Origin of the sequence: Streptomyces typhae (genome assembly GCF_009755605.1) — a bacterium.
In the GTDB taxonomy this organism is placed as follows: domain Bacteria; phylum Actinomycetota; class Actinomycetes; order Streptomycetales; family Streptomycetaceae; genus Streptomyces; species Streptomyces typhae.
The window spans coordinates 205,705-226,820 of the sequence record NZ_WPNZ01000006.1 but is presented as its reverse complement, the minus strand read 5'-3'; the positions used below and the strand labels follow the sequence as shown (position 1 = coordinate 226,820).

Here is a 21,116-nt window from a genome sequence, read left to right as displayed (position 1 = left end):
AAGCGGCATTTATGGCGCGGCGGCATAAGCCCTCGGCCGACTCGCGGCCATCGCCACACCCGGTGAATGGTAAATGATGAATTCCGGTGCGCCGACGGGGGAAGAGTTTGTGTCGAACGCTGTCCAGGCGCCCGGTTTCGCCACGCTGCACCCCGGCCGCGCGGTCGAGACGCAGCGTGTCGACGGCCGGCTGCAGGTGGTCGCCTGGGACATGGTCGCGGACCGGCGGCGGGTCCTGACGACCCGGCCCGACGGCGTGGACATGAGCGAGATCGAGCCGGACGGCAGCCACATCTGGTGGTTCGACACCGACGGGACGGGCGAGGGCCTCTGGCGCCGGCAGCCGTTCACCGCGGGACCGGCGCCCTCGGCGCTCAGGGGTGTGCCACGCGGCCGCGCCTACGGGGTCGCCTTCGACCGCACCGGCTCGCTGGCGGCGATCGGCGTGGGCGTCCGGGGCACGTCGCGATGCTACGTGGGAGCACCGGGCGGCCCGGGGCGCCTGGTGGGCCGCGCCCCCGGTTTCCTGAGCTTGGTCGACATGACCCCGGACGGCCGGCTGCTCGCCCTGGCCGGGGAGCCCGGCGGAGCCGACGCGGTCGTCCTGTGGCCGTCCGCGGGTGCCGGAGCCCTCCGGCTGCCCGGCGGGCCGAAGGAGAGGCTCTGGCCCATGGAGTTCCAGCCGGACCCCTACGGCGAGCCCGAGCTCCTCCTGGTGGTCGAACGCGCCGACGAGTACACCGTGGCGACCTGGCGCCCCGCCAGGGACCCTCGCCCCCGCCCCCTGGCCGGCTTGTCGTTCGGCTCGGAGATCTCCGCCCGCTGGCACGGCACCGGCCGGGGCGTCCTCATCCAGCACGAGCACGCCGGGCGCAGCCGCCTCGTCGTGGCGGAGCCCGGCCGCGCCCGGGTCACGGACGTCCCCGTGCCCGGCGGCAGCTTCCACGACCTGTCGCCTGCGCCGGACGGCACCCTGCACTGCGTATGGAGCAGCGAGTCGGTGCCGCCTCGCACCCTGCTCCTCAGGCCCGGCGCGTCCGGCACGGCGGCGGGACCGGCAGTCACCCCTCCGAACGGCCCGCGCCGCACCGAGTGGTGGACACCCAGGCGGTACGGGCGCATCCACAGCTTCGTCACCACACCCCCCGGCACCGGCCCGTGGCCCACGCTGTTCCTGGTGCACGGCGGCCCCGCGGCCCACGACCGCGACAGTCACGACCCGCGGATCGACCTGCTCATCCGTGCCGGCTGCGCGGTGGTCCGCACCAACTACCGGGGCTCCACCGGCTACGGGGCACGCTGGCAGCACGACTGGGGCAACCGGGTCGGCCTGGCACAGATCGAGGACCTGGCCGCGGTGCGCGCCGCGCTCGTCGTCGAGGGTGTGGCGGACGCGGACCGCACCGGCCTGTGCGGTTTCTCCTGGGGCGGCTATCTGGCTCTGCTCGCCTCGGCGCACAGCCGGAGCTGTGGTCGCTGGGCATGGCGGCCCATCCGATCGCCGACTACGTGGCGGCCCACCACGCGACGACCCCCGCCCTGCGCGCCGTCGACCGGGAGCTCTTCGGCGGCGGCCCGGACGAGGTCCCCGAGCGGTACCGCGCCGCCTGCCCGCTGACGTACGTGGCACGGGTACGGGCCCCGGTGCTGCTCGTCGCGTCGCCCACCGACGACCGCTGCCCTCCGGAACAGGTGGAGCGGTACGCCGGGGAACTCCGGAGCCTGGCGGTGCGACACGAGGTGGTCTGGGTCGACGGCGGCCACCGGGGCCGCCGCAGCGCGGACCACGCACTGGTGCTCACCACCATGCTCCGGTTCCTCGAGAGCGCTTGGCAGCCGGCTCCCCCTCCCGACCGCCCGGCCGTGTCCCACGGCCGGGTGCCCGACGAGTCCCGGGAAGGAGGTGAGGAACGATGAGGCGACGCAGCGTTCAGAACGACCCGATCAGCACCCCGGAGCGCGACCGTGGCGCGGTGGTCACCGCGTTCACGATCAACATCACGAAGGCCGCCCGGTCAAGCCGTCCCAGGCTCGGCCGAAGGCCGCCGAGGAGAAGTGAGCCCTGCTGCTCCGGGGCTTGGCGTGTGTCCCGGAGCAGTACCGGGCACCGGAAGGCGGGCCACCCCCGGACGCCCGCCGCTGTTCGGCAGCCCCACAACGGAAGTGACCACTCATGCGTATCGTTCTGGTGCAAATGCCGTGGGGGGGCGCTCGACATGCCGTCACTCGCGCTCGGCATCCTGCACACCGCCGCCGCCGAGCGCGGCCATGACGTCGAGGTGCGCTACGCCAACCTGGACTTCGCCGACTGGGCGGCGGAGCGGGCCGGGTTCGGCCTGGACGCCTACACCTACTTCTCCGAGAAGTCGTACTTCCAAGGGGCGGGCGATTCGGCTTCCCCCCGGAGGACCGGCACTCCCACCGCGCGTGGTCGACGGCGATCCTCACCCACGGCGGCGACACCTCCTTCGAGGAGGCGACGACGGAGATGAACGACTATCTGCGGGAGCTGATGGCGGCCCGCAGGGCCGCACCGAAGGACGACATCCTCACCGAACTGGTGCGCGCCTGCGACCGGAGGGAGCTCACCGGGCAGGAGGTCTTCTCCATGGTCTTCCTGCTCCTGATCGGCGGACACGAGACCACCGTCAACCTGCTCGGCACCGCGACTCTCGCCCTGCTGCACCACCCCGACCAGCTCGCCTGGCTGCGCGCCCACCCGGAGGCGATGCCCATGGCCGTGGACGAGTTCCTGCGCTACGAGTCACCGGTGAGCATGGCCACCTTGCGGTTCACCAAGGAGCCGGTGACCGTCGACGGCGTGGAGATCCCGGCGGACGAGCTGGTTCTGGTGTCCCTCGGCGCGGCCAACCGCGACCCGGACCGCTTCCCCGAGCCCGACCGGCTGATCCTGGAGCGGAACGACCCCGGCCATCTGGCGTTCGGCCAGGGACCGCACCGGTGCCTGGGCGCGTTCCTCGGCAAGCTGGAGAGCGAGGTCGCCCTCTGCGGACTGCTCGACCGCTTCCCGCACATCGAGCCGGCCGCCGACGAGAAGACCCTGCCCTGGCGGAACACCATCATGCTGCGGGGCCTGGAGTCGCTGCCGGTGTCGGTGCATGGCTGACCACACCAGGACCTCCCGGCCGCGGGGCCGCTGCCGGCTCCGGATCAGCCTGCTCCCGCTGCGCTTCCGCGGCTACCGGCTGCTGATCGTCGGGCAGGGGACCTCGGAGTTCGGCAACGCCTTCCAGATCGTCGCGCTCCCGCTGCTTGTCCACTCGCACGCGGGCGACGCCCGTGTACTCGGCCTGGTGGTCGCCTCGTACGGGGCGTGCCGGCTCGCTGCCACCCCCCTCGGCGGGGTGCTCGCCGACCGCTTCGGCGCCTGGCGGGTGATGCTGGCCGCCGACATCGGCCGCCTCCTCGCCACCGGGGCCCTGGCCGTGGTGGCCGCCTGCCGGATCGAGAGCTTCCACCTGATCGGTGTCCTCACCGGTCTGGTCGGCGTGGGCGCGGGTCTGTTCCTGCCCGCCGCCTGGGCCGTCACACCGAGCCTCCTGCCCCAGGAGGAGCTGCACGCGGGCAACTCCCTCAACCAGACGGTCAACTTCGCCGCAGGCCTGATCGGCCCGGGTGTGGCCGGCCTCACGGTCGCCTGGCTGAGTCCGGCCGTGGCGTTCACCGTCGACGCACTGACCTTCGCCGCCTCGGCGGTCGCCCTGCTGATGATCGGCCGAGGGCCCTGCGTCGTCCCGGCGAAGGACGTCGCCGAACGCGCCCGCGTCCCGCGGAACCTCACCGGGCTCCTCCGCGAGTCCCGGCTGCTGCGTATCGTGCTCATGGTCACCTTGGCCGCGAACCTCACCATGGGCGGCATGACACGGGTGGCGCTGCCGTCCCTCGCCACGCACGACCTCGGCACCGGCGCAGTCGGCCTCGGCGGCCTGCTCGCCGCGTTCACCGGCGGCGCGTTGCTGGGCGGGCTGGTCTCCGCGGGCCTCGGCGACCCGCGCTCCCGCGGTCGCCCGGCCGTGCTCTGCGGCATGCTCATGGGGGTGGCCGTCGGCCTGGTGCCGTTCACCGGGCTGTGGGGCGCGGTGCTGATGCTGTGCGTCGCGGGGGGCGCCAGTACGGTTCTCAACGTCCTGATCATCACCGGGCTCCAGCAGAACACCCCGCCCGCGCTGCTCGCCCGGGTCATGGCAGCGCTCACCTTCTGCGGCCTCGCTGTCTTCCCGCTGTCGGTGGTCGCGGTGGGCGCCGTGGTCGACGCCTGCGGGAGCCGGGTCGTCTTCGTCGCCACCGGGCTCTCCATGCTCGGCGCCTTCGGATACGCCCTGACACGGGGGGAGTTGCGGGCGATGTGAGGGAGTTCCTCCACGTCCTCACCCGCCGGTCCGTCACTCCGCCGTGCCGTACGCCCCGCCCCGCGCCGCCGACAGGAGCCCCGGCCAGTCCGGGATCTTCACCGGGCCGCGCCCGAGGGACCGCCCGAGATCCGCCTCGGCCCGTTCGATCGCCAGCCACCCCGGCCACTCGACCGGCTGCGTTCCGGCGGCCCGCAGCGCGGTGAGCGGATCGCCGGGCACGTCCCGCAGGGCGAGGGCGGGGGCGTCGGCGAGCAAGGACAGGGCCGTCTCCTTGGCACAGGGACGGTTGGTGCCGATGACGCCGGTCGGGCCGCGCTTGATCCAGCCCGCCACGTACTCGCCGGGCGAGACGGCGCCCTCGCGAAGGACCCGGCCCGCCGCGTGCGGCACCGTGCCCGTGCCGCCGTCGAAGGGCAGCCCGTCCAGGGGCACCCCGCGGTAGCCGACGGACCTGAGGACGAGCTGGCCGCGGATGTCCTCGTACGTCCCGGAGCCGGTCACCGAGCCCGATCCGGCGGGCAGCGTCCGCTCGAAGCGCACCCCGCCCGCCCGGCCCACCGCGTCGAGCACGGCCACCGGCCGCAGGAAGAACCGCAGCCGGATGCGCCGCGCGAGGCCGCGCTCGGGCCTGCCCGCCCAGCCGCGCAGGACCTCCACGTTGCGGCGCCCGGCCGCGGGCAGGCCCGAGGGGTCGAGGTAGGCGGGGTCGAGGGCGAGCTCGGCCGGGTCGACCAGGATCTCGGTGTCCGGGAGCGAGCCCAGCTCCCGCAGTTCCTTGGTGGTGAACCGCGCCTGCGAGGGGCCGCGCCGGCCCACCATGTGCACCTCCCGCACCCGGCTGCGGGCGAGCACGTCGAGCGCCTCGTGCGGAATGTCGGTCGGCAGGAGTTCGGCGGCACCGCGGGCCAGCATCCGGGCGACGTCCACCGCGACGTTCCCGACGCCGATGACCACCGCCGACTCCACCCCGCGCACGAACCGGTCGGGCGGCCCCGCGCCGTGGACGGGGACATCGGGGTGGGCGCTGTACCAGGACACGAACTCGGTGGCGGACCAGCTCCCCGGCAGATCCTCGCCGGGCACCCCGAGGCGCCGGTCGGTCGCGGCGCCCACGCAGTACACCACCGCGTGGTACATGCCGAGCAGCCGCCCCGGCGACAGGGCACGGGGGCCGATCTCGACCCCGCCGAAGAACCGGACGCGCTCGTGCTCAAGGACCGCGCGCAGATTGTTCTGGAGGGATTTGATCTTCTCGTGGTCCGGGGCGACGCCGTACCGCACCAGGCCGTAGGGGCACGGCAGCCGGTCGAGCACATCGACCCGCAGCCCCGGCACGGCGTCCTGCTGGAGAAGGCTCTGTGCGGTGTAGACCCCGCTCGGGCCCGAACCCACGACGGCGACCTGCACGGTGGCACTCCTTCCGCGAGGTGTCCCCGGGGATTCCGCGAGATCCCCCGGGGGGTGCCTGAAGGTGTGGTGATGCCTGCCTGAAAGTCAGCATCGCACCACTGTGCGTCCAGGGGGAGGCGTGCCGCAGCGCGTGTTGGCGGGCGCGGGGGCCGCGGTCCGCGCCGGGCGGGCGGCCCCGGCCGCGGTCAGCCCATCGCGCGCATCCGGTCGATCTCGCTCGTCTGCTGCGCCACGACGTCGTTGGCCATCTCCTCGACCAGGACGTTGTTGCCCTCGGAGAGGGCGTCGGACGCCATCGTCACCGCCCCGCCGTGGTGGGTGATCATCAGTTTCAGGAAGAGCTCGTCGAAGGCCTCGCCGCGGGCCGCCCGCAACTGCTTCAGCTGGGCCGGTGTGGCCATGCCCGGCATGCCCGCGTGGTCGTGCTGCCCGTGTCCCTCGTTCCCGGCCCTTCGCTCGCCCTTCTTCCCCTGGGCCTTCAGCCAGCGCTCCATCGCGCCGACCTCCGGTTTCTGCGCGGCGGTGATGCGGTCCGCGAGGCGTTTCACCTTCGTGGACTTCGCGCGCGCGGGTACGAGGGCCGTCATCTCCAGGGCTTGGCCGTGGTGCGGGATCATCTTCTCGACGTACTCGAAATCGGCCGAGTTGGGGCTGCCGTCGTCGGTTCTCTGCTGCTGTGCGTCCTTCGCGGACAGCGTGGCCGCCGTCTCGCCCGGTTTCCCCGGCACGATCACCGAAGGCCCCGCCGAGGGTGCCGACCCGGCCTCGCCGCCGGAGCCGGAGCCCGCACCGGAGCTCGACCCCGAGTCGCAGGCGCCCAGCGTGAGGACGGCGACCGCGAGGGACACCGTCACGGCCCCGGCGCGGCGGACGGACGTACGGCTTGCGGGAATGCGGCGGTGGGACACGGTGACCTCCTGTGACGCGTGGGGCGGTTGAGTCCGGTCTGGTGCAAGGTGCGCACGGTGCGTACGCGGCGGGCATCAGTCATCAGTCATGTTCCATACGACCCTGTTTCCGATCTGTTGATCTGTACATGAAAGGCACGATACTGCGGGTGTCCGTGCACCGTTCGTCCTTGAACGGCACTAGGGAGGACACAGTGACCCTGTTGAACGAACCCCGAACACGGCGCAGACGGTGGGGAGTCGCGGCGGCCGCGGCCGGGCTGCTCGCCGCGCTGCTCACGGCGGCGCCCGCCGCGGCGACCCCGGACCCGGGCGACGCCCCCAAGGCCCCCAAGAAGGTCTCCAAGAGCGACGCGGCCGAGACCAGGAAGTCCATAGCCGACGGCAGGATCCCCGCGCCGGACGAGATCGTCCACTCCGACAACATCCAACACCTGGCCAACATCCCCAAGGACGCGCTGTCCGACACCAACTCGGACCTCGCCTTCCAGGGCAAGTACGCCTTCGCGGGCAACTACGACGGCTTCCGCATCTTCGACATCAGCAACCCGAAGAAGCCGAGGACGGTCTCGCAGGTGCTGTGCCCCGGATCGCAGAACGACGTCTCGGTCTCCGGCGACCTGCTGTTCCTGTCGACGGACTCCTCGCGCAGCGACAGCTCCTGCTCCAGCACCACCCAGCCCGCCACGGAGAAGTCCTCCTGGGAGGGCATGAAGGTCTTCGACATCAGCGACAAGAGGAACCCGCGCTACGTCGCCGCCGTCGAGACCGCCTGCGGCTCGCACACCCACACGCTGGTCCCCGAGCGCCGCGACGTGTACGTGTACGTCTCCTCGTACGCGCCGAACTCCGCGTTCCCCGACTGCCGGCCGCCGCACGACGGGATCTCCGTCATCAAGGTGCCGCGCGAGGCCCCGCACAAGGCCGCGGTCGTCGGCTTCCCGGTCCTGTTCCCGGGCGAGGGCCCGGACGGCGGCGGCAACCCGGGCGGGCCCACCAACCCGGGTGTCTCCAAGACCACCGGCTGCCACGACATCACCGTGCTGCCCTCCAAGGACCTCGCGGCGGGCGCCTGCATGGGTGACGGCATCCTGTTCTCCATCAAGGACCCCGAGAACCCGAAGGTCGTCGACCGTGTGCAGGACAACGTGAACTTCGCGTTCTGGCACTCGGCGACCTTCAACCAGCGTGCCGACAAGGTCGTGTTCACCGACGAGCTCGGCGGTGGCGGGGGTGCCACCTGCAACGCCGAGATCGGCCCGAACCGCGGCGCCGACGGCATCTACGAGATCAGGGGCAAGGGCACCAAGTCCAAGCTGGTCTTCAAGAGCTACTACAAGATCCCGCGCCACCAGGCGGACACCGAGAACTGCGTGGCCCACAACGGCTCGCTGATCCCCGTCAAGGGCAAGGACCTCATGGTCCAGGCCTGGTACCAGGGCGGCGTCTCCGTCTGGGACTTCACCGACTCCGCCAGGCCCAGGGAGATCGCGTACTTCGAGCGCGGTCCGATCTCCGCCGACAAGCTCGTCGGCGGCGGCTCCTGGTCGGCGTACTACTACAACGGACACATCTACTCGAACGACATGGTCAAGGGCTTCGACGTGCTGAAGCTCAACGACAAGCGCACCAAGCCCGCGGAGCGGGTCCGGCTGCGTGAGCTCAACGTCCAGACGCAGCCGGAGTACTTCGGCGGGCACCACTGACCGACACTGGGGGTTCTTGCTCCCTCGGGGCCGTCCGGCAGCAGCCGGGCGGCCCCATGGCCGTCCGCCGTCGGCGTCAGTAACCGACCCGCAGCCCGTGTGCGGCGAGGACCGGCGCCACCGGCTGGTGATAGGTCGTGCCGCCGTTCCGGCAGTTGCCGCTGCCGCCGACGGCGATGCCGAGCGCCGCGTTGCCGCCGAAGGCCGGAGCGCCCGCGTCGCCCGGCTCCAGGCACAGGGTCGAGCGGAACAGACCGTGCACGACGCCCTCGGGGTGGGTGACGGAGACGTTCACCGCCTGCACGGTGCCGCAGCGGTGGCCCGACGCGCTGCCCACCTGACACACCCGCTGCCCGACCGTGGGCTGTGCCGCCCGGTCGATCCGGTGGCTCTGCCCGCCCGCGGAGACCTCGCTCGGGTAGGAGTAGTCCGGATTGGTGTAGCGGACGAGCGCGTAGTCGCTGCCGGGGAACCGGGACACCTCGGTCTCGCCGACGGGCACGGTCAGGCCCGGGTCGGCGAACCACCGGGTTCCGCGACCGCCGCAGTGACCGGGCAGGAGGCCGTAGAAGCGGCTGCCGTCGGTCGCGTTGAAGGCCACCGAACAGCGGGCGTTGCCGGGGGCGAAGAGCCGGTCGCCGCCGCGCAGGAGACCCTGTTCCGCCCGGTCCGCGGGGGCGGCGCCCGCAGCCGGGGCGGCCGCGAGGGTGAGCGCGGCCAGCGCGGTGGTGAGGGTCTGGAGCAGGATCGTACGAAGCCTCATGACGCGTCCTGAAGGAAGAGAGGGAAGAGAGAGGGAAGGATGGGGGAGGCGGGGCCGCTCGACATTGTGGCCCAGCCCTCCCCGCGGCGCGCCGCCCCCGCAACTACCGTTACATCAGGTGCCCTTGACGCCGAAGGTCACCGTGCGCGCCGCCGGTGCGTGCGCGTGGTTGAACGCCCGTATCAGAACCGTGTGCCCCCCGGACCGCAGCCGCGCCGTCGCCGTCAGCCGCCCGGTGGCCGGATCGAAGCGGTGCGGGATCCGCGCCCCGTCCACCTCGACGGTGATCCGTTCCGCGCGCACACCGGACACCGCGTCCCTGACACGCGCCGAGATCCGCACCTCCGGGCCACTGGCCGCGGCGCCCGCGGCGGGCAGCACCCGGTCGATCACCGGGGCGAGAGCGGGCTGCCTGCCGGGACGGCCGCCCGGACGGGGGCGGCGCTGGACGCGGGAGACGGACGGCGGTACGGGCTCGGCGCCGAGCAGGGCGTCGAAGACGAGCGGCAGATCGACGCCCGGACGGACCGCGTCCCCGGCGGTGACGGTGAACTCCACGCCCACCCGGCCCCGCGCGGGAACCCGCACCCGCGCCCGCCGCGGCGTCACCGACCAGCCGCCGAAGGCCCGCGCGGTGACCGTCACGCTCTCCGGGCCGCCGTTGAAGTTGTAGACGTCGAGCGTCATGCGCGTGGCGGCCCCGAGCCGCTGGCCGAGCGGGGGTTCGGCGTCCCCGTCCGCCTTGCCGGGCGCGGCGTTCGCCGCTGCCCAGCGCTGGCTGAGGACGATGTGCTCCGCGGCCGAGAACGGACGGCGCCGCACCGGAGCGTCGTGTGCCGCGGGCCGGGGGCCTCGCGGCGGCGGCGCGTCGGTGACGAGGTACAGCGGGTCCCGGGACGCGGCGACCCGGACCGTGCCGCGCGCCGAGCGGGGCGGGGTGCCGCGTGCCGCACCCATGATGTCGTACACCCGCGTCGTCCCGTCCGGCACCGGCACGTCGACGTCCCGCGGCTTCGGCGCGCACACGACCGTCACCGTCCGCCCGGCGCCGTCGCCGAACACGAACCCCGCAGCGCGCGGCAGCAGTTCCGGCAGCGACCCGGCATGGTTCGCCTCACCGAGGAGCCCGGTCAGGGCCGCGTACGCGCTGAACGCGGGCAGCGGCTGGAAGTCACGGCTGAACAGCGCGAACGACACGCCCTCGTCGGTGCACGGCGGCCCGCAGAACCAGAACTGCCGGTCCGTGCCCGCCGCGAGGCTCTCCACCGTCGACAGGACGAGATAGCGGGCCTGCGTGCGCTGCATCGCTGGGGAGAGGTCCGTGCCGTGCCCGGCAGGCAGGAACGTGCCCGACTCCGTCATCCACAGCGGAGTCGCCGCCCCGAACCGCTCCCGCAGCTCCCGCTGGTCGTCCGCCGACGACGGGAACTCGGGGTCGGTGTCGTCGAGCGGCGGATAGCCGTGGAAGCTCCACACGTCCGCGTACCGCGCCACGTCGTTCTGCAGCATCAGCTCCTGGAACACGCCCTCCTGCGCGATCCCGGGAAGCACCACCGGCGGCCCGCCCGGTTCGTCCGCGATGCCGAGCGCCGCCGCCTTGACGTACGCGGCGTGCTGGTCGCCGGTGCTCGCGGTGGTGTCCACGTCGGGCTCGTTGGACAGCTGGAGCGCGTCCGCCGTGACCCGTCTGCCCCGCCCCGCCAGGTGCCGGGCGTAGCGGTACGCGTCCCGCAGATCGGCGGGAAGCGGCACCGATGTCGGTGTCATCGCCCAGGCGGGCGGCGCCGAGACGACTTCGAGGACCTTGAGGCCGTGCTCGTGGAAGACGTCGACGACCGCTTCGTGCAGATGGCTGTCGAACGGGCCGCTGGGGCGGCGCTGGGCGGCGGGCCAGGCACTGCCGTCGCGTACGTGGCCCACGCCCATGGCGGCGGTCGCCGCCGCGAGTGCGGGCAGCAGGGGCGGCGGCACCAGGGCGTGGGTGGCGACGTTCACACCGAAGCGGTTGGCGGCGCCGCGGACGGCCCGGCGCGCGGGCAGGTGCGCGAAGTGCCCGACGACCCGGTCGTCGGGCCCCGGGCTCAGGGCGGCGACCACCCGGTGGTTGCCGGGCGCGAGGACCGGCAGCGGGGCGTCCGCGCCCCGGGCGCCGGCCGGGACGCGCACGGCCCCCGACGCCACCTCCCGGGCGAAGTAGTCGTGGACGCGGTACGTCACCGTCAGGGCCCGCGGCGCCGCCGCGTTCAGCCCGAGGCGCAGCGCCGCCCGGTCGTCGCCCCGGTAGTGCCCGAGGTTGCCGGGCGGCCCCGCGAGCCGCACGGACGTGAGCGCCACGGGGACGGGTGTGAGCGTGAACTCGTCGAGGAGGAAGCGGTATCCGGTGCGCTCGTCCAGGACGGTGGGCCCGTCCACGGTGAACGTGAGCGTGTTGGCGCCCCGGCGCAGTTCGACGTCGCCGAGGGTGACGCGCGACAGGTCGCCCCAGGCCTTCGGGGACTCGTACCAGTACGGCTGGGAGCGGGAGACGGGCCGCGCGGGGCCGTCGTTGACGGTGATCCTGACGTACGAGCCGGTCTCCTCGACGTGCGGCTGCTCCACCGGCACCGTGGCGACCGCCCGCAGCAGATACGGTCCCGCCGCCGGGACGTCCACGGTGTACGTGGCGTACCAGCCGCCGTGCGGGGGCGGCGGTTTCGCGGTGGCGAGAGCGAGGAGCCTGCCGCCTCTCGCCCGCGGGTCGCGGGCCGTGGGAATCGTGGTGCGGGCGGTCTGCTCGCCCTGCACGGTGATGTCGGAGGTGCCGTTCCGCGAGGTGGCCGCGGCAGTGTCCTCGTGCGGGGTGGTCGCGGAGGTGTCGCCCTGCGGGGGTGCGCCGGTGGTGCGGCGGTTGCCGGGTGGCGCGGTCCTCGCGGTGGCGGCCGTGGCCGTCAGGGCGAGCCCCGCGGCGAGGCCGCCCGCGACGGCTGTGCGTCGGTCGATGCTCATGGGTCCAGCACACCGTGGCCAGGACCCGGGCACGTCCTGCGCGGGCAGGGCCTTGTCCCCGGCCACGGGGTCCATCGCGCCTCCACCTGAGGGTGGAGGGCGCCGCCGGTGCCGGAACGAACGCCGCCGGTGGGGAACGCCGTCGGGAGGGGAGGACCGCCGGTTGGACGACGCCGCCGGTAGGGTCGGGGCGTGGGACGGGGAGCGGTGCGCGCGGGGCCGGGCGCGGCGGGCGCGCCGACGGGCGCATCGACGCGTGGGGGCCTTGGCGGCGCCGACGCGGTGGTGCCCGCGGTGCTGTTGGCGGGACAGTTCCTCGTCGTGTTCCTCTCGGGGGCGTTCACGGACGGGACGCCCGTGTTCACGTTCACGGGGGCGCCTTGGGAGCCCGGAGCTCCGGGGGCGGGCGACGGGGGCGGCGCCGGCGATGCGAGTGGTGCGGGCGGCGCAAGTGGTGCGGGCTCTGCGACTGGCGCGGGCGGCGCCAGCGAGGTGGGTGGCGCGGCCGGATGGCAGGCGCTGCTCGGCGTCCTTGCGGTGGCCGTGGTCGCGGTCGTCCTGACGGGGCGCCGCAGGGCGCCGGGGCCGGTGTTCGCCGTCGCCCTCGCCGCCGACGGCGTCACGGAGGCGCTGCTGCCGCAGACCGTGGTGACGCCCGCGCCTGCCTGCGCGCTGTGGATCGCCCTGTACTCCCTGGCCTCGCACGACGCCGCGCGCCGCGCGCTCGGCGCCGCCGTCCTCGCCACCGCCGTCCTGCCGCTGCGCGGCGTCCCGCTGCCCGGCATCGACGACCCGGCGCCGGGGCCGCTGCCCGACGACCTCCTCGCGGGCGCCCTGCTGCACCTGGCGATCGTGCTCGGCGGACGCCTGCGCCACCACCGCACCGCCCGCCGCGCCCGGCTCCTCGGCCGCCTCGCCGCGGTTGAGCGCGAACGCGCTGCCGCTGTCGCCGCCGAGCGCGAACGTCTCGCCCGCGATCTGCACGACGCCGTGGGCCACCATCTGACCGGCGTCGCGGTGCAGAGTGCCGCCGCCCACCGCCTGGCCGCCACCCGGCCCGAACTGGCCGCCCCCGCCCTGGCCGCCGCCGCGGCGACCGGCCGGGGCGTCCTCACGGCTCTGGGCCGCGTGGTGTCCGTCGTGTCCGTCACGTCGGCTGCGCCTGTCACGTCTGCCTCGTTGGGTGTGTCTGCCGCGTCTGCCGCGTCTGCCGCGTCTGCCGCGTCTGCCGCGTCTGCCGCTTCCACCGTGTCCGCCGCTTCCACCGCGTCCGTCACGTCCGTCACGTCCGTCACCTCCGCCTCGTCCGTCGCGGGTGACGAAACCTCCAGGACCCCGCCCGACACATCCGTCCCGCACCTGTGTGCCGGCCTGGAACGCCTCGGCTTCCCCGTCACCCTCACCACCGAGGGCCGCCCCCGCGCACTGCCGGGCGAGACCTCAGTGGCCGCGTACCGCATCGTGCAGGAGTCCCTGACGAACGCGATGCGGTACGCGGCCGGCGCACCCGTCGCGGTGCGCCTGCGCCACGATCCCTACGGGGAAGGGGAGTTGCGGATCACTGTGGTCAACGGGCGACCGCCGGGGGAGGCCGGGGCGGCGGTCCCGGGCGCGCCCTTGGGCACGGGCCGGGGGCTCGCGGGAATGCGGGAGCGGGCCGACCAGGTGGGCGGACGGCTGGCCGCGGGGCCGACGGGCGACGGGGGCTGGGCCGTCGAGGCGTCCCTGCCGGTTCCCGGACCGGGCCCGCGGACCCGGGCCAGGCTCGCGGACGCGGCGGTGTTCGCGCTCTGCGTGGCGGTGCCCCTGCTGCTGTCCACCGCCGTGCCGCACGCCCTGTTCCCGGACCCGACGCCCCGTCATCTCGCGCTGCTCACCGCTCTGTTGCTGTTCCACGCGGCACCGCTCCTCCTCCGTCGGCGCGCGCCCGCCGCCGTCCTGGCCGCGCTGCTCGTGACGACGCTCGGCTGGTCGGCCGCCTGCTCCGTGGGGCTGCTCGACTTCGACTGGCTGGGTCCGCTCGCCTTCGCGTGGACCGCGGAGTTGATCGCCCTGTACGCGGTCGGGGCGTACGGGCCGGCCCGCGTGACGTGGCCCGCGCCGGTGGCGGTCGGCCTGGCGGGCGGCCTGGCGGTGGGGTTCGCGGTGGCGGGCGACCCCGCGGAGTCGGCGGGCCCCGGCGCGACGGTGCTGCTCGCCGCCCTCGGACTCGCCGCGGTGCCCTGGCTGCTGCCCGTGTGGGCCCTCGGCCTGCTCGCCCGTGCCCGGCGCGGCGAGGGCGGCCCCTGGGAGCGGCGGCTGCTCGACGCCGTCGCCGCGCGGGTCGGCGAGGCCGTGACGGGCGAGCGGCGGCGCGTCGCGACGGGCCTGCACGCGACGGTCGTCGCCCGCACGGTGACACTGGTACGCCGCGCGGAGGCGGGCCTCGCCCCGTCCGCCGACCCGGGGAAGGCCCTCGCCGCGACCACGGACGCGGCACGCGCGGCGCTCGCGGGGCTGCGGGAGCTCCTGGACGCCCTGGAGGACCCGGGGGAGGCGGCGCCGATCACCTCGCCCGGACACGTGACCAGCGCCTCCCCTCTGAGAGGGGCGGACGCGTGAAAGAGCAGGACGCATGAGAGGAGCGCGGCGCAGCCCTGGAGACCGGGCACGTGCACGGAGCGCGGCGCATCCCCGGAGACGGACACATGACGGGGGGCGGAGCGGACGTATGGCGGGGCGGGTCTCTGGACGGGGGCGGGACGGACGTATGACGGGGGCGGGAATCCAGACGGGGACGGACGGACGCATGACGGGGGCTGGGCGGACACATGACGGAGGCGGAGCGGACGCATGGCAGAGGTGGGACGGACTCAGGACGGGGAGGGCACGGGCGCATGAATGGGGCGGACGTATGAACGAGGCGGACGCATGAACGGGGCGGGCGCATGACCACACGGGTGCTCGTCGTGGACGACCAGGCCGTGGTCCGCGCCGGTTTCGCGGCGGTCATCGAGGACGAGCCGGACCTGACCGTGGCGGGCCAGGCGGCGGACGGCGGCGAAGCCGTCGAACTGGCGCGCGCGAGCCGCCCGGACGTGGTCCTCATGGACATCCGCATGCCCGGCATGGACGGCCTCACGGCGACGCGCCTGCTGACGGCGGCGGACCCGCCCGTCCGCGTCCTGGTCCTCACCACGTACCGCCGCGACGAGTACGTGTTCAGCGCGCTGCGCGGCGGCGCCTCCGGATTCCTGCTCAAGGACTGCGACCCGCAGGAACTGGTCGACGCCATCCGTACGGTGGCCGCGGGCGAGGCGCTCCTCGCCGCCGAGGTCACCCGGCGCCTCATCGACGCCTTCGCCACCGGCGCCGTCGCCCCGCGGGCCCGCCCCGACGGCCGCCTCGACGCCCTGACCGGCCGCGAGCGTGACGTCCTGCGCGAGGTCGCACGCGGCCTCAGCAACACCGAGATCGCCGCGACCCTGGGCATCGGCCGCGCCACGGTCAAGTCCCACATGAACGCCCTGCTCGCCAAGTTGTCCCTGCGGGACCGCGCCCAGGCGATCATCTTCGCGTACGAGGTGGGGATCGCGCGACCGGGAGAACACCGGTGAGGGGCGGGCCGGGAGCAGCCGGGCGGGTCCCGGCCGGGGCGGCAGGGACCCGGCCGGGACCGGAGCCGGGCGTCAGTCCCTGCGGTACTGCGCGGCCGACCCCTTGGTCCCCTCGTCCTCGTACGAGCCGGCCTTGCCGCGGTCCACGTGGAACTTCGTCAGCGTGGTCACGGGGGACCGCGGGTCGCGGCGGTCGCCGACGACGCGCATGTGGGTGGTGAAGCGCCGGGGCGTCACCTCGTACACGTCGTAGCCGTACCGGTTGCCCTCGAAGTACTTCAGGTGCGGGTTGGCCTTGCCCATGAGGGGGCCGTTGGCGGCGTTCCACTCGGGGGAGTAGGCGCCGGAGGTCACCGAGTGGGCGGTGAACTCCGTGCCGATCAGCGGCGATCCGGGCTGGTCGAAGTCGGTGCGGATGTCGTCGACGAACGCCGAGTGCCAGTCGCCGGTGATGACGACCAGGTCCTCGAGGCCGCTCTGGTGGACGTGCCCGAGGACCTCCTTGCGCTCGGCGAGGAAGCCGTCCCACTGGTCGGTGAACATGTACGAGCCGCCCGGCCTGCCCCGCAGCTGGCTCAGCATGATCGAGTTGGCCCACACGTGCCAGGAGTCCGGGGCGCGGTCGACGGTGCGCTTGAGCCAGGCCTTCTGCTCGGCGCCGAGGATCGTGCCGTCGGGCAGGTTCTGCGCGGAGCGGTACGAGCGCAGATCGAGGATGCTCAGTTCGAGCAGGTCGCCCCAGCGGCGCACGCGGTGGATCTCGGGGTCGGGCAGGGCCATGCCGCCGAAGGAGTCGCGGTGCGGCATGTGCTCGAACCACGCCTGGTAGGCGGCCGCGCGGCGGCGCATGAAGGGGGCGCCGCCCCCGGTGCCGCTGTAGTCGTTCACGACCTCGTGGTCGTCCCAGGTCAGGAACCACGGATGGGCGGCGTGCGCCTCGCGCAGCGACTTGTCGCCCTTGTACAGGGCGTGCCGCTTGCGGTAGTCGGCGAGGGTGAGGATCTCCGGCCCGTCGTGGTCGCGTACGTGCTTCTCCGGTACGCCGCCGACCTGGCCGTGCTCGTAGATGTAGTCGCCGAGGTGGATGACGAAGTCCACGTTCTCGCGGGCGATGCCCCGGTGCGCCGCGTAGAAGCCGTCGTGGAAGGCCTGGCAGTTGGCGGCGGCGAAGGTGACCTTGGAGACCCGGCCGCGCGGCGCGGTCCTCGTACGGCCGACGCGGCTTGTCCTGCCGAGCGCCTTGAACGCGTACCAGTAGTGACGTCCGGGCGCGAGACCGCTCACCGGTACGTGCACGCTGTGGCCGAGCGTCGCCGACGCGGGCGCGGTGCCGCGGGCGACGACGTGCCGCAGCCGGGAGTCCCTGGCCACCACCCAGTCGACTTCCACGACTTCGGGGAGTCTCTGCTCGGCGGCGAGGGGTTCCGGCGCGAGTCTGGTCCACAGGAGCACCGAGTGCGGCTGCGGATCACCGGAGGCCACCCCGAGCGTGAACGGCGCCGGATCGTACTCGGCGCCGAGGCGCTCGGCGGCCTCACGGGCCTGCGCCGGGGTGAGGCCCGCGGCCAGCGGCCAGGCGAGGTTCAGCGCGCCGGCGGCCGCGGCGGCCTTCAGCAGATCACGGCGGTTGACGGTCATCGGTGGCCTCCGTCGGCGCTGAGGGTGAGGGAGAGGGCGTCCGCGTAGCCGTCGTTGGAGGTGCCGCCGCCGCTGCGCGTGAAGACGAGGAGGAGCCGCGCCGAGCGGGCGGTGGGCGGCACCGCGGCCTCGGCGGTGCGCTCCACGAGGCCCGTGCGGCCCTCCCGGTCCCCGGCGCCGACCGGGCCGAGGACGCTGAGAGCGACCGGTGTGCCCTCGGCGTCGCGGAACTCCACGGAGAACCTGGCGCCGTCCTCCTGCCCGGCGTAGCCCCCGAGCCAGGCGGACAGGGTGTAGCGCACCCGCCCCGCGTCGACGGCCCGGCGCCCGGTCCGGCCGGTCCTCGGCAGGGAGACGTCCTGGACCAGGGCGGTGCGCGCGCTGTTGCCGCCCGAGAAGAAGCGGCTGCCGCGCCGGGCCGGGCCGGGGTCCGAGGGCGTCGGGTAGCCGCCGCCCAGGCTGTAGGCGATGAGCGCCGGGGCGCCCTGGGCGACCTGCCAGCCGCGGACCTCCGTGACGGGGTCGGCGGTGCCGCCCGCCCCGCTCTCCGCGTCGCCGTTGACGACCAGATTCACGCACGCCTCCTGTGATCGTTGGGTTGAGCGCGGTCAGCCCACCAGCCGCGTGTGAACCAGGAGAAGCATTCCGGCGAATTCTGCTACGTCCGCACCCGCGTCCGCTCCCGTCACGGCGCTGGGGCCCGGCCGAGTTGTCCCGTACGCCTGCCGTCCCGTACGCGGCCTGTGATCCTGGACAAATCCCGACGCCCTGACAACCTCCCCGGTCCCCCGTGCCTCCTTATGGTCAACGGCCCTCGCCGACTGACTGACCACCTGACCGGAGGGCCGGGGACAAGGAGGGGAACTGTGCGTACGCACAGATGGAGAAACACCGCGCTCGCGACCGGCATGGCCGGGGTGCTCGCCGCCACGGGGGCCACGGCCATGGCCGACACCAGCACCCCGGCGGCGCCCCGAGTGCCCGACCTGCGCGCCGACGTGAACCGTGACGGACACGTCGACGTCGAGGGCGCCAGCGACACGGCGGGCGAGAACACCTGGACGGCGCGGCGCGGCGCGATCGTGCTGCCGAACGTCGACGACGACGCGAAGCGCTGTCCGGTCAAGGACGCCCGCGGCAGACCCCTGTCGGACGCGAAGCTGGCCCGGTGCAACGACGCGTCCGACACCAAGGTCAACGGCGCGCGCGACGCCGCCGACCTGGCCCGCCTGAAGACCGTGCCGCTGACGGAGACCTCCGCCACGAGCCACGGCACCGTCAAGGCGATCGGCCCCGGCGCCAAGAAGGCCCACCTGTTCGTCAGGCGCGACGGGCGGTGGTCCCTGCTGCGGCCCACCGACCGGCTCTCCGCCTCCGAGCTGCGCGCCGGTGTCGAACTGGGCGTCGAGGCCACGGACGTGGTGCGCGACGCGCGCAAGTGGAACGGCGAGATCAAGGTCCGGTTCACGGTCACCGGCGGCGGCACGTCCCGCTCCGACGACGTCGTACTGCGCACCGCCCCCGTCCTCACCCACCACCACCTCCAGCGTGCCGAGGAAGTCCTCGTCACCAAGGTGAAGGGCGCCGGTGCCTACGGCCGCGACCAGCGCAAGTTCGTCAAGGAGCTGGCCAGGCAGGTGAAGGACGCCGGCATCGGCAAGCCGCTGACGACCTTCACGAAGTACGGCGACCCGTGGGCGCAGGACTTCGTCGAGCCCGCCTACGCGAGCATGCCCGGCACCGGCGGCAAGCCGCGCACCATGCGGGTCATGATCCGCTCCGCGCAGCCCGACCGGGAGGCGGGCCGCGAGCTGTTCGAGAAGCTGCGCGGCCCGGACGTGGGTGTGGTGCAGGTCGGCAAGCCGACGGCGAACGAGGAGTGGACGCTCAACTCCATGGGCAACCTGGAGACCATCCCGCCGTACACCCTGAACGGCAGGAGCTACCCGGCGGGCCGCGTCATCCAGGGCTACCGCGCCGACTCGGGCTCCAAGCCCGCCAAGTCGATGCGTACGTTCCTGTCCTCGCAGGGAGTGCAGGCGCCGCTGCTGCTCGACACGTCGTGGCTGTCGGTCGGGCACGTGGACGAGTTCGTCCAGTTCCTGCCCGCCGACACCGAGCGCGGCTGGCGCGTCGGCGTCGCCGACCCCGCCGCGGGCGTGGAGCTCCTCCGCAAGGCCAAGAGGGACGGGCACGGCGGGACGAAGATGTTCTCCGTCCCGCGCGGCAGCGACATCCCCGCGCCCAAGGAGACCATCGACCAGGTCCTCGCCAAGGCCTCGTTCCACGCCGACAACAAGGTGGCGGCCGAACGCATCAAGGCGAACCTGGACGTCCTCAAGCGCGAGACCGGCGTCACCGACGCGGAGATAGTGCGGGTGCCCGGCCTGTACACGCGGGACTCCGACGAGCGCGCGGACCTCAGCGGCAGCCGCAAGCTGCGCCGCATGGGACCGGACGTCCTTCAGGAGTTCAGCCAGCTGCGCGACGCCGACCGGGCCCGCGGCGGCCGGGACGCCGCGGACGGACCCGCGAGCGGCGCCGCCGCCGTCCGGCCGAACAGCGCCTATGTGCCCGGCGCGGTCAACGGCGTCCTGCTGAGCCCGACCCGCTATCTGGCACCCAAGCAGTGGGGTCCTGTCATCGGTGGCCGGGACGTCTTCACCGAGGCGGTGAACTCCGTGTACGCGAAGGCGGGGTTCACCACGACCTACATCGACGACTGGTACACGTACCACCTCGGCATGGGTGAGGTGCACTGCGGTACCAACACGCTGCGGGACGCCCGTGCGCCGTGGTGGCCCACGGCGTAGCCGCTGCCTTCGTCGGCGGGACCGGTACGCCAGGACGGGTACCGGCCCCGCCTCTTCCCGGAGCCTCGGCCTCCGCCGCTGCTCCGGGCCTGCGCCCCGCCTCCGCTCCGCGCCCGTGACCCGTCTCTGCTCCGGGCCCGCGCCCCGCCTCTGCCCTGGGCGAATCTGCCGCAAGCCGAGAAACCGGCTCCGGCGCCGCCGGGCGGCCCACAGTGGACCGGGCGGACCGCACGAGCGGTCCCGCCGTTCGCTCCACGACGAGGAGGCCGTGCCATGACACCGCCGCACACCGCCTGGGCGCCGCCGCGCGCCGCCGACGGGGACACCCCCGTCACCCGCTTCGACGACCAGCTCGCCTCCCATCTGCTCGGCCAGCGCATCGTGTTCCTCGGCACCCAGGTCGACGAGGTCTCCGCGAACCGGATCTGCGCCCAGCTCCTGCTGCTGTCCGCGGAGGACCCCCGTACCGACATCAGCCTCTACATCAACAGCCCCGGCGGCTCGGTGCACGCAGGTCTCGCCATCTACGACACGATGCAGCTGATCCCCAACGACGTGGCCACGCTCGCGATGGGGTTCGCCGCGAGCATGGGCCAGTTCCTGCTGACCGTCGGCACCCCGGGCAAGCGGCACGCGCTGCCGAACGCGCGCATCATGATGCACCAGCCGTCGGCGGGCGTCGGCGGCACCACCGCGGACATCGCGATCCAGGCGGAGAACCTGGAGTTCACCAAGCGGTCCATCGAGCGGCTCACCGCCGAGCACACCGGGCAGACCCCGGAGACCATCGCGCGTGACGGCGACAGGGACCGCTGGTTCACCGCCGCGCAGGCCAAGGAGTACGGCATGGTCGACCACGTGGTCGCGTCCCTGCCCGACGTCCGGCCCGCCGCGTCCAAGCGACGGATGGGGCTGTAGAGATGA

General features: G+C 73.8%; 14 protein-coding genes and 1 pseudogene. 9 read left to right on the top strand and 6 right to left on the bottom strand.

All coding sequences use genetic code 11. The features are described 5' to 3' along the window. Window positions 1-73: 73 nt before the first annotated feature. The 4 genes and pseudogenes from GPA10_RS43670 (at window position 74) to GPA10_RS13190 (ending at window position 4,370) form a co-directional block, all read left to right on the top strand. Window positions 74-1,917, top strand: a pseudogene (locus GPA10_RS43670) (prolyl oligopeptidase family serine peptidase). A gap of 299 nt (window positions 1,918-2,216) precedes the next feature. Further along, entirely contained in the window at window positions 2,217-2,492 is a 276-nt protein-coding gene (locus GPA10_RS42390) for a hypothetical protein (RefSeq protein WP_246259062.1), read from the top strand. Then, window positions 2,489-3,127, top strand: a complete 639-nt coding sequence (locus tag GPA10_RS13195) for a cytochrome P450 (RefSeq protein WP_246259061.1) — start codon at window positions 2,489-2,491, stop codon at window positions 3,125-3,127. The genes GPA10_RS42390 and GPA10_RS13195 overlap by 4 nt, the downstream gene beginning before the upstream one ends. Next, window positions 3,120-4,370 carry an MFS transporter gene (locus GPA10_RS13190; protein ID WP_157165674.1) on the top strand — a complete coding sequence of 417 codons (1,251 nt, stop codon included), beginning with the start codon at window positions 3,120-3,122 and terminating at the stop codon, window positions 4,368-4,370. The genes GPA10_RS13195 and GPA10_RS13190 overlap by 8 nt, the downstream gene beginning before the upstream one ends. A gap of 33 nt (window positions 4,371-4,403) precedes the next feature. Here the strand turns inward: GPA10_RS13190 and GPA10_RS13185 are convergent, their stop codons facing one another. Together GPA10_RS13185 and GPA10_RS13180 are read right to left on the bottom strand one after the other, a co-directional pair. Further along, window positions 4,404-5,780, bottom strand: a complete 1,377-nt coding sequence (locus tag GPA10_RS13185; RefSeq protein ID WP_343040761.1) for an FAD-dependent oxidoreductase — start codon at window positions 5,778-5,780, stop codon at window positions 4,404-4,406. 188 nt (window positions 5,781-5,968) lie between these two features. Further along, window positions 5,969-6,691 (bottom strand): DUF305 domain-containing protein, encoded by a 723-nt coding sequence (locus GPA10_RS13180; protein ID WP_343040760.1) that lies wholly within the window; start codon window positions 6,689-6,691, stop codon window positions 5,969-5,971. Window positions 6,692-6,885: 194 nt separating this feature from the next. Here GPA10_RS13180 and GPA10_RS13175 point away from each other — a divergent pair, with 194 nt between their 5' ends. Then, window positions 6,886-8,397, top strand: a complete 1,512-nt coding sequence (locus GPA10_RS13175) for an LVIVD repeat-containing protein (RefSeq protein WP_343040759.1) — start codon at window positions 6,886-6,888, stop codon at window positions 8,395-8,397. A 76-nt stretch (window positions 8,398-8,473) separates the two neighbouring features. Here the strand turns inward: GPA10_RS13175 and GPA10_RS13170 are convergent, their stop codons facing one another. Next, window positions 8,474-9,160: a S1 family peptidase gene (locus GPA10_RS13170; RefSeq protein WP_157165672.1), complete on the bottom strand. Its 687-nt coding sequence runs from the start codon at window positions 9,158-9,160 to the stop codon at window positions 8,474-8,476. A 114-nt stretch (window positions 9,161-9,274) separates the two neighbouring features. Next, entirely contained in the window at window positions 9,275-12,145 is a 2,871-nt protein-coding gene (locus GPA10_RS13165; RefSeq protein WP_157165671.1) for a hypothetical protein, read from the bottom strand. Window positions 12,146-12,337: 192 nt separating this feature from the next. Between GPA10_RS13165 and GPA10_RS13160 the strand changes: the two genes are divergently transcribed. Both GPA10_RS13160 and GPA10_RS13155 read left to right on the top strand, forming a co-directional pair. Continuing rightward, window positions 12,338-14,746: a histidine kinase gene (locus GPA10_RS13160; protein ID WP_157165670.1), complete on the top strand. Its 2,409-nt coding sequence runs from the start codon at window positions 12,338-12,340 to the stop codon at window positions 14,744-14,746. 326 nt (window positions 14,747-15,072) lie between these two features. Continuing rightward, a complete protein-coding gene (locus tag GPA10_RS13155; RefSeq protein ID WP_157165669.1) occupies window positions 15,073-15,741 on the top strand; it encodes a response regulator transcription factor in 669 nt (222 codons plus the stop codon). Between the two features lie 72 nt (window positions 15,742-15,813). Here GPA10_RS13155 and GPA10_RS13150 read toward each other — a convergent pair whose 3' ends face one another. Then, window positions 15,814-17,379 carry an alkaline phosphatase D family protein gene (locus GPA10_RS13150; protein WP_058847737.1) on the bottom strand — a complete coding sequence of 522 codons (1,566 nt, stop codon included), beginning with the start codon at window positions 17,377-17,379 and terminating at the stop codon, window positions 15,814-15,816. Next, entirely contained in the window at window positions 17,376-17,954 is a 579-nt protein-coding gene (locus GPA10_RS13145; protein ID WP_343040757.1) for a phosphoesterase, read from the bottom strand. Before GPA10_RS13145 ends, GPA10_RS13150 begins: the two co-directional genes overlap by 4 nt. Window positions 17,955-18,287: 333 nt before the next feature. Here GPA10_RS13145 and GPA10_RS13140 point away from each other — a divergent pair, with 333 nt between their 5' ends. Beyond that, window positions 18,288-20,192, top strand: coding sequence for a protein-arginine deiminase domain-containing protein (locus GPA10_RS13140; RefSeq protein WP_157165812.1), 1,905 nt, complete (start codon window positions 18,288-18,290; stop codon window positions 20,190-20,192). Between the two features lie 273 nt (window positions 20,193-20,465). Then, the gene (locus tag GPA10_RS13135; RefSeq protein WP_058847740.1) at window positions 20,466-21,110 is read left to right on the top strand and encodes a ClpP family protease; all 645 of its coding nucleotides are present in this window, start codon (window positions 20,466-20,468) and stop codon (window positions 21,108-21,110) included. Window positions 21,111-21,116 lie beyond the last annotated feature (6 nt).

What these genes read in the sequence shown, in the direction of transcription:
- GPA10_RS42390 (WP_246259062.1), top strand. Translation starts at nt 2,217, where the DNA reads ATGCCGTCACTCGCGCTCGGCATCCTGCACACCGCCGCCGCCGAGCGC.
- GPA10_RS13195 (WP_246259061.1), top strand. Translation starts at nt 2,489, where the DNA reads ATGAACGACTATCTGCGGGAGCTGATGGCGGCCCGCAGGGCCGCACCG.
- GPA10_RS13190 (WP_157165674.1), top strand. Translation starts at nt 3,120, where the DNA reads ATGGCTGACCACACCAGGACCTCCCGGCCGCGGGGCCGCTGCCGGCTC.
- GPA10_RS13170 (WP_157165672.1), bottom strand. Translation starts at nt 9,160, where the DNA reads ATGAGGCTTCGTACGATCCTGCTCCAGACCCTCACCACCGCGCTGGCC.
- GPA10_RS13165 (WP_157165671.1), bottom strand. Translation starts at nt 12,145, where the DNA reads ATGAGCATCGACCGACGCACAGCCGTCGCGGGCGGCCTCGCCGCGGGG.
- GPA10_RS13155 (WP_157165669.1), top strand. Translation starts at nt 15,073, where the DNA reads ATGACCACACGGGTGCTCGTCGTGGACGACCAGGCCGTGGTCCGCGCC.
- GPA10_RS13150 (WP_058847737.1), bottom strand. Translation starts at nt 17,379, where the DNA reads ATGACCGTCAACCGCCGTGATCTGCTGAAGGCCGCCGCGGCCGCCGGC.
- GPA10_RS13140 (WP_157165812.1), top strand. Translation starts at nt 18,288, where the DNA reads ATGGCCGGGGTGCTCGCCGCCACGGGGGCCACGGCCATGGCCGACACC.
- GPA10_RS13135 (WP_058847740.1), top strand. Translation starts at nt 20,466, where the DNA reads ATGACACCGCCGCACACCGCCTGGGCGCCGCCGCGCGCCGCCGACGGG.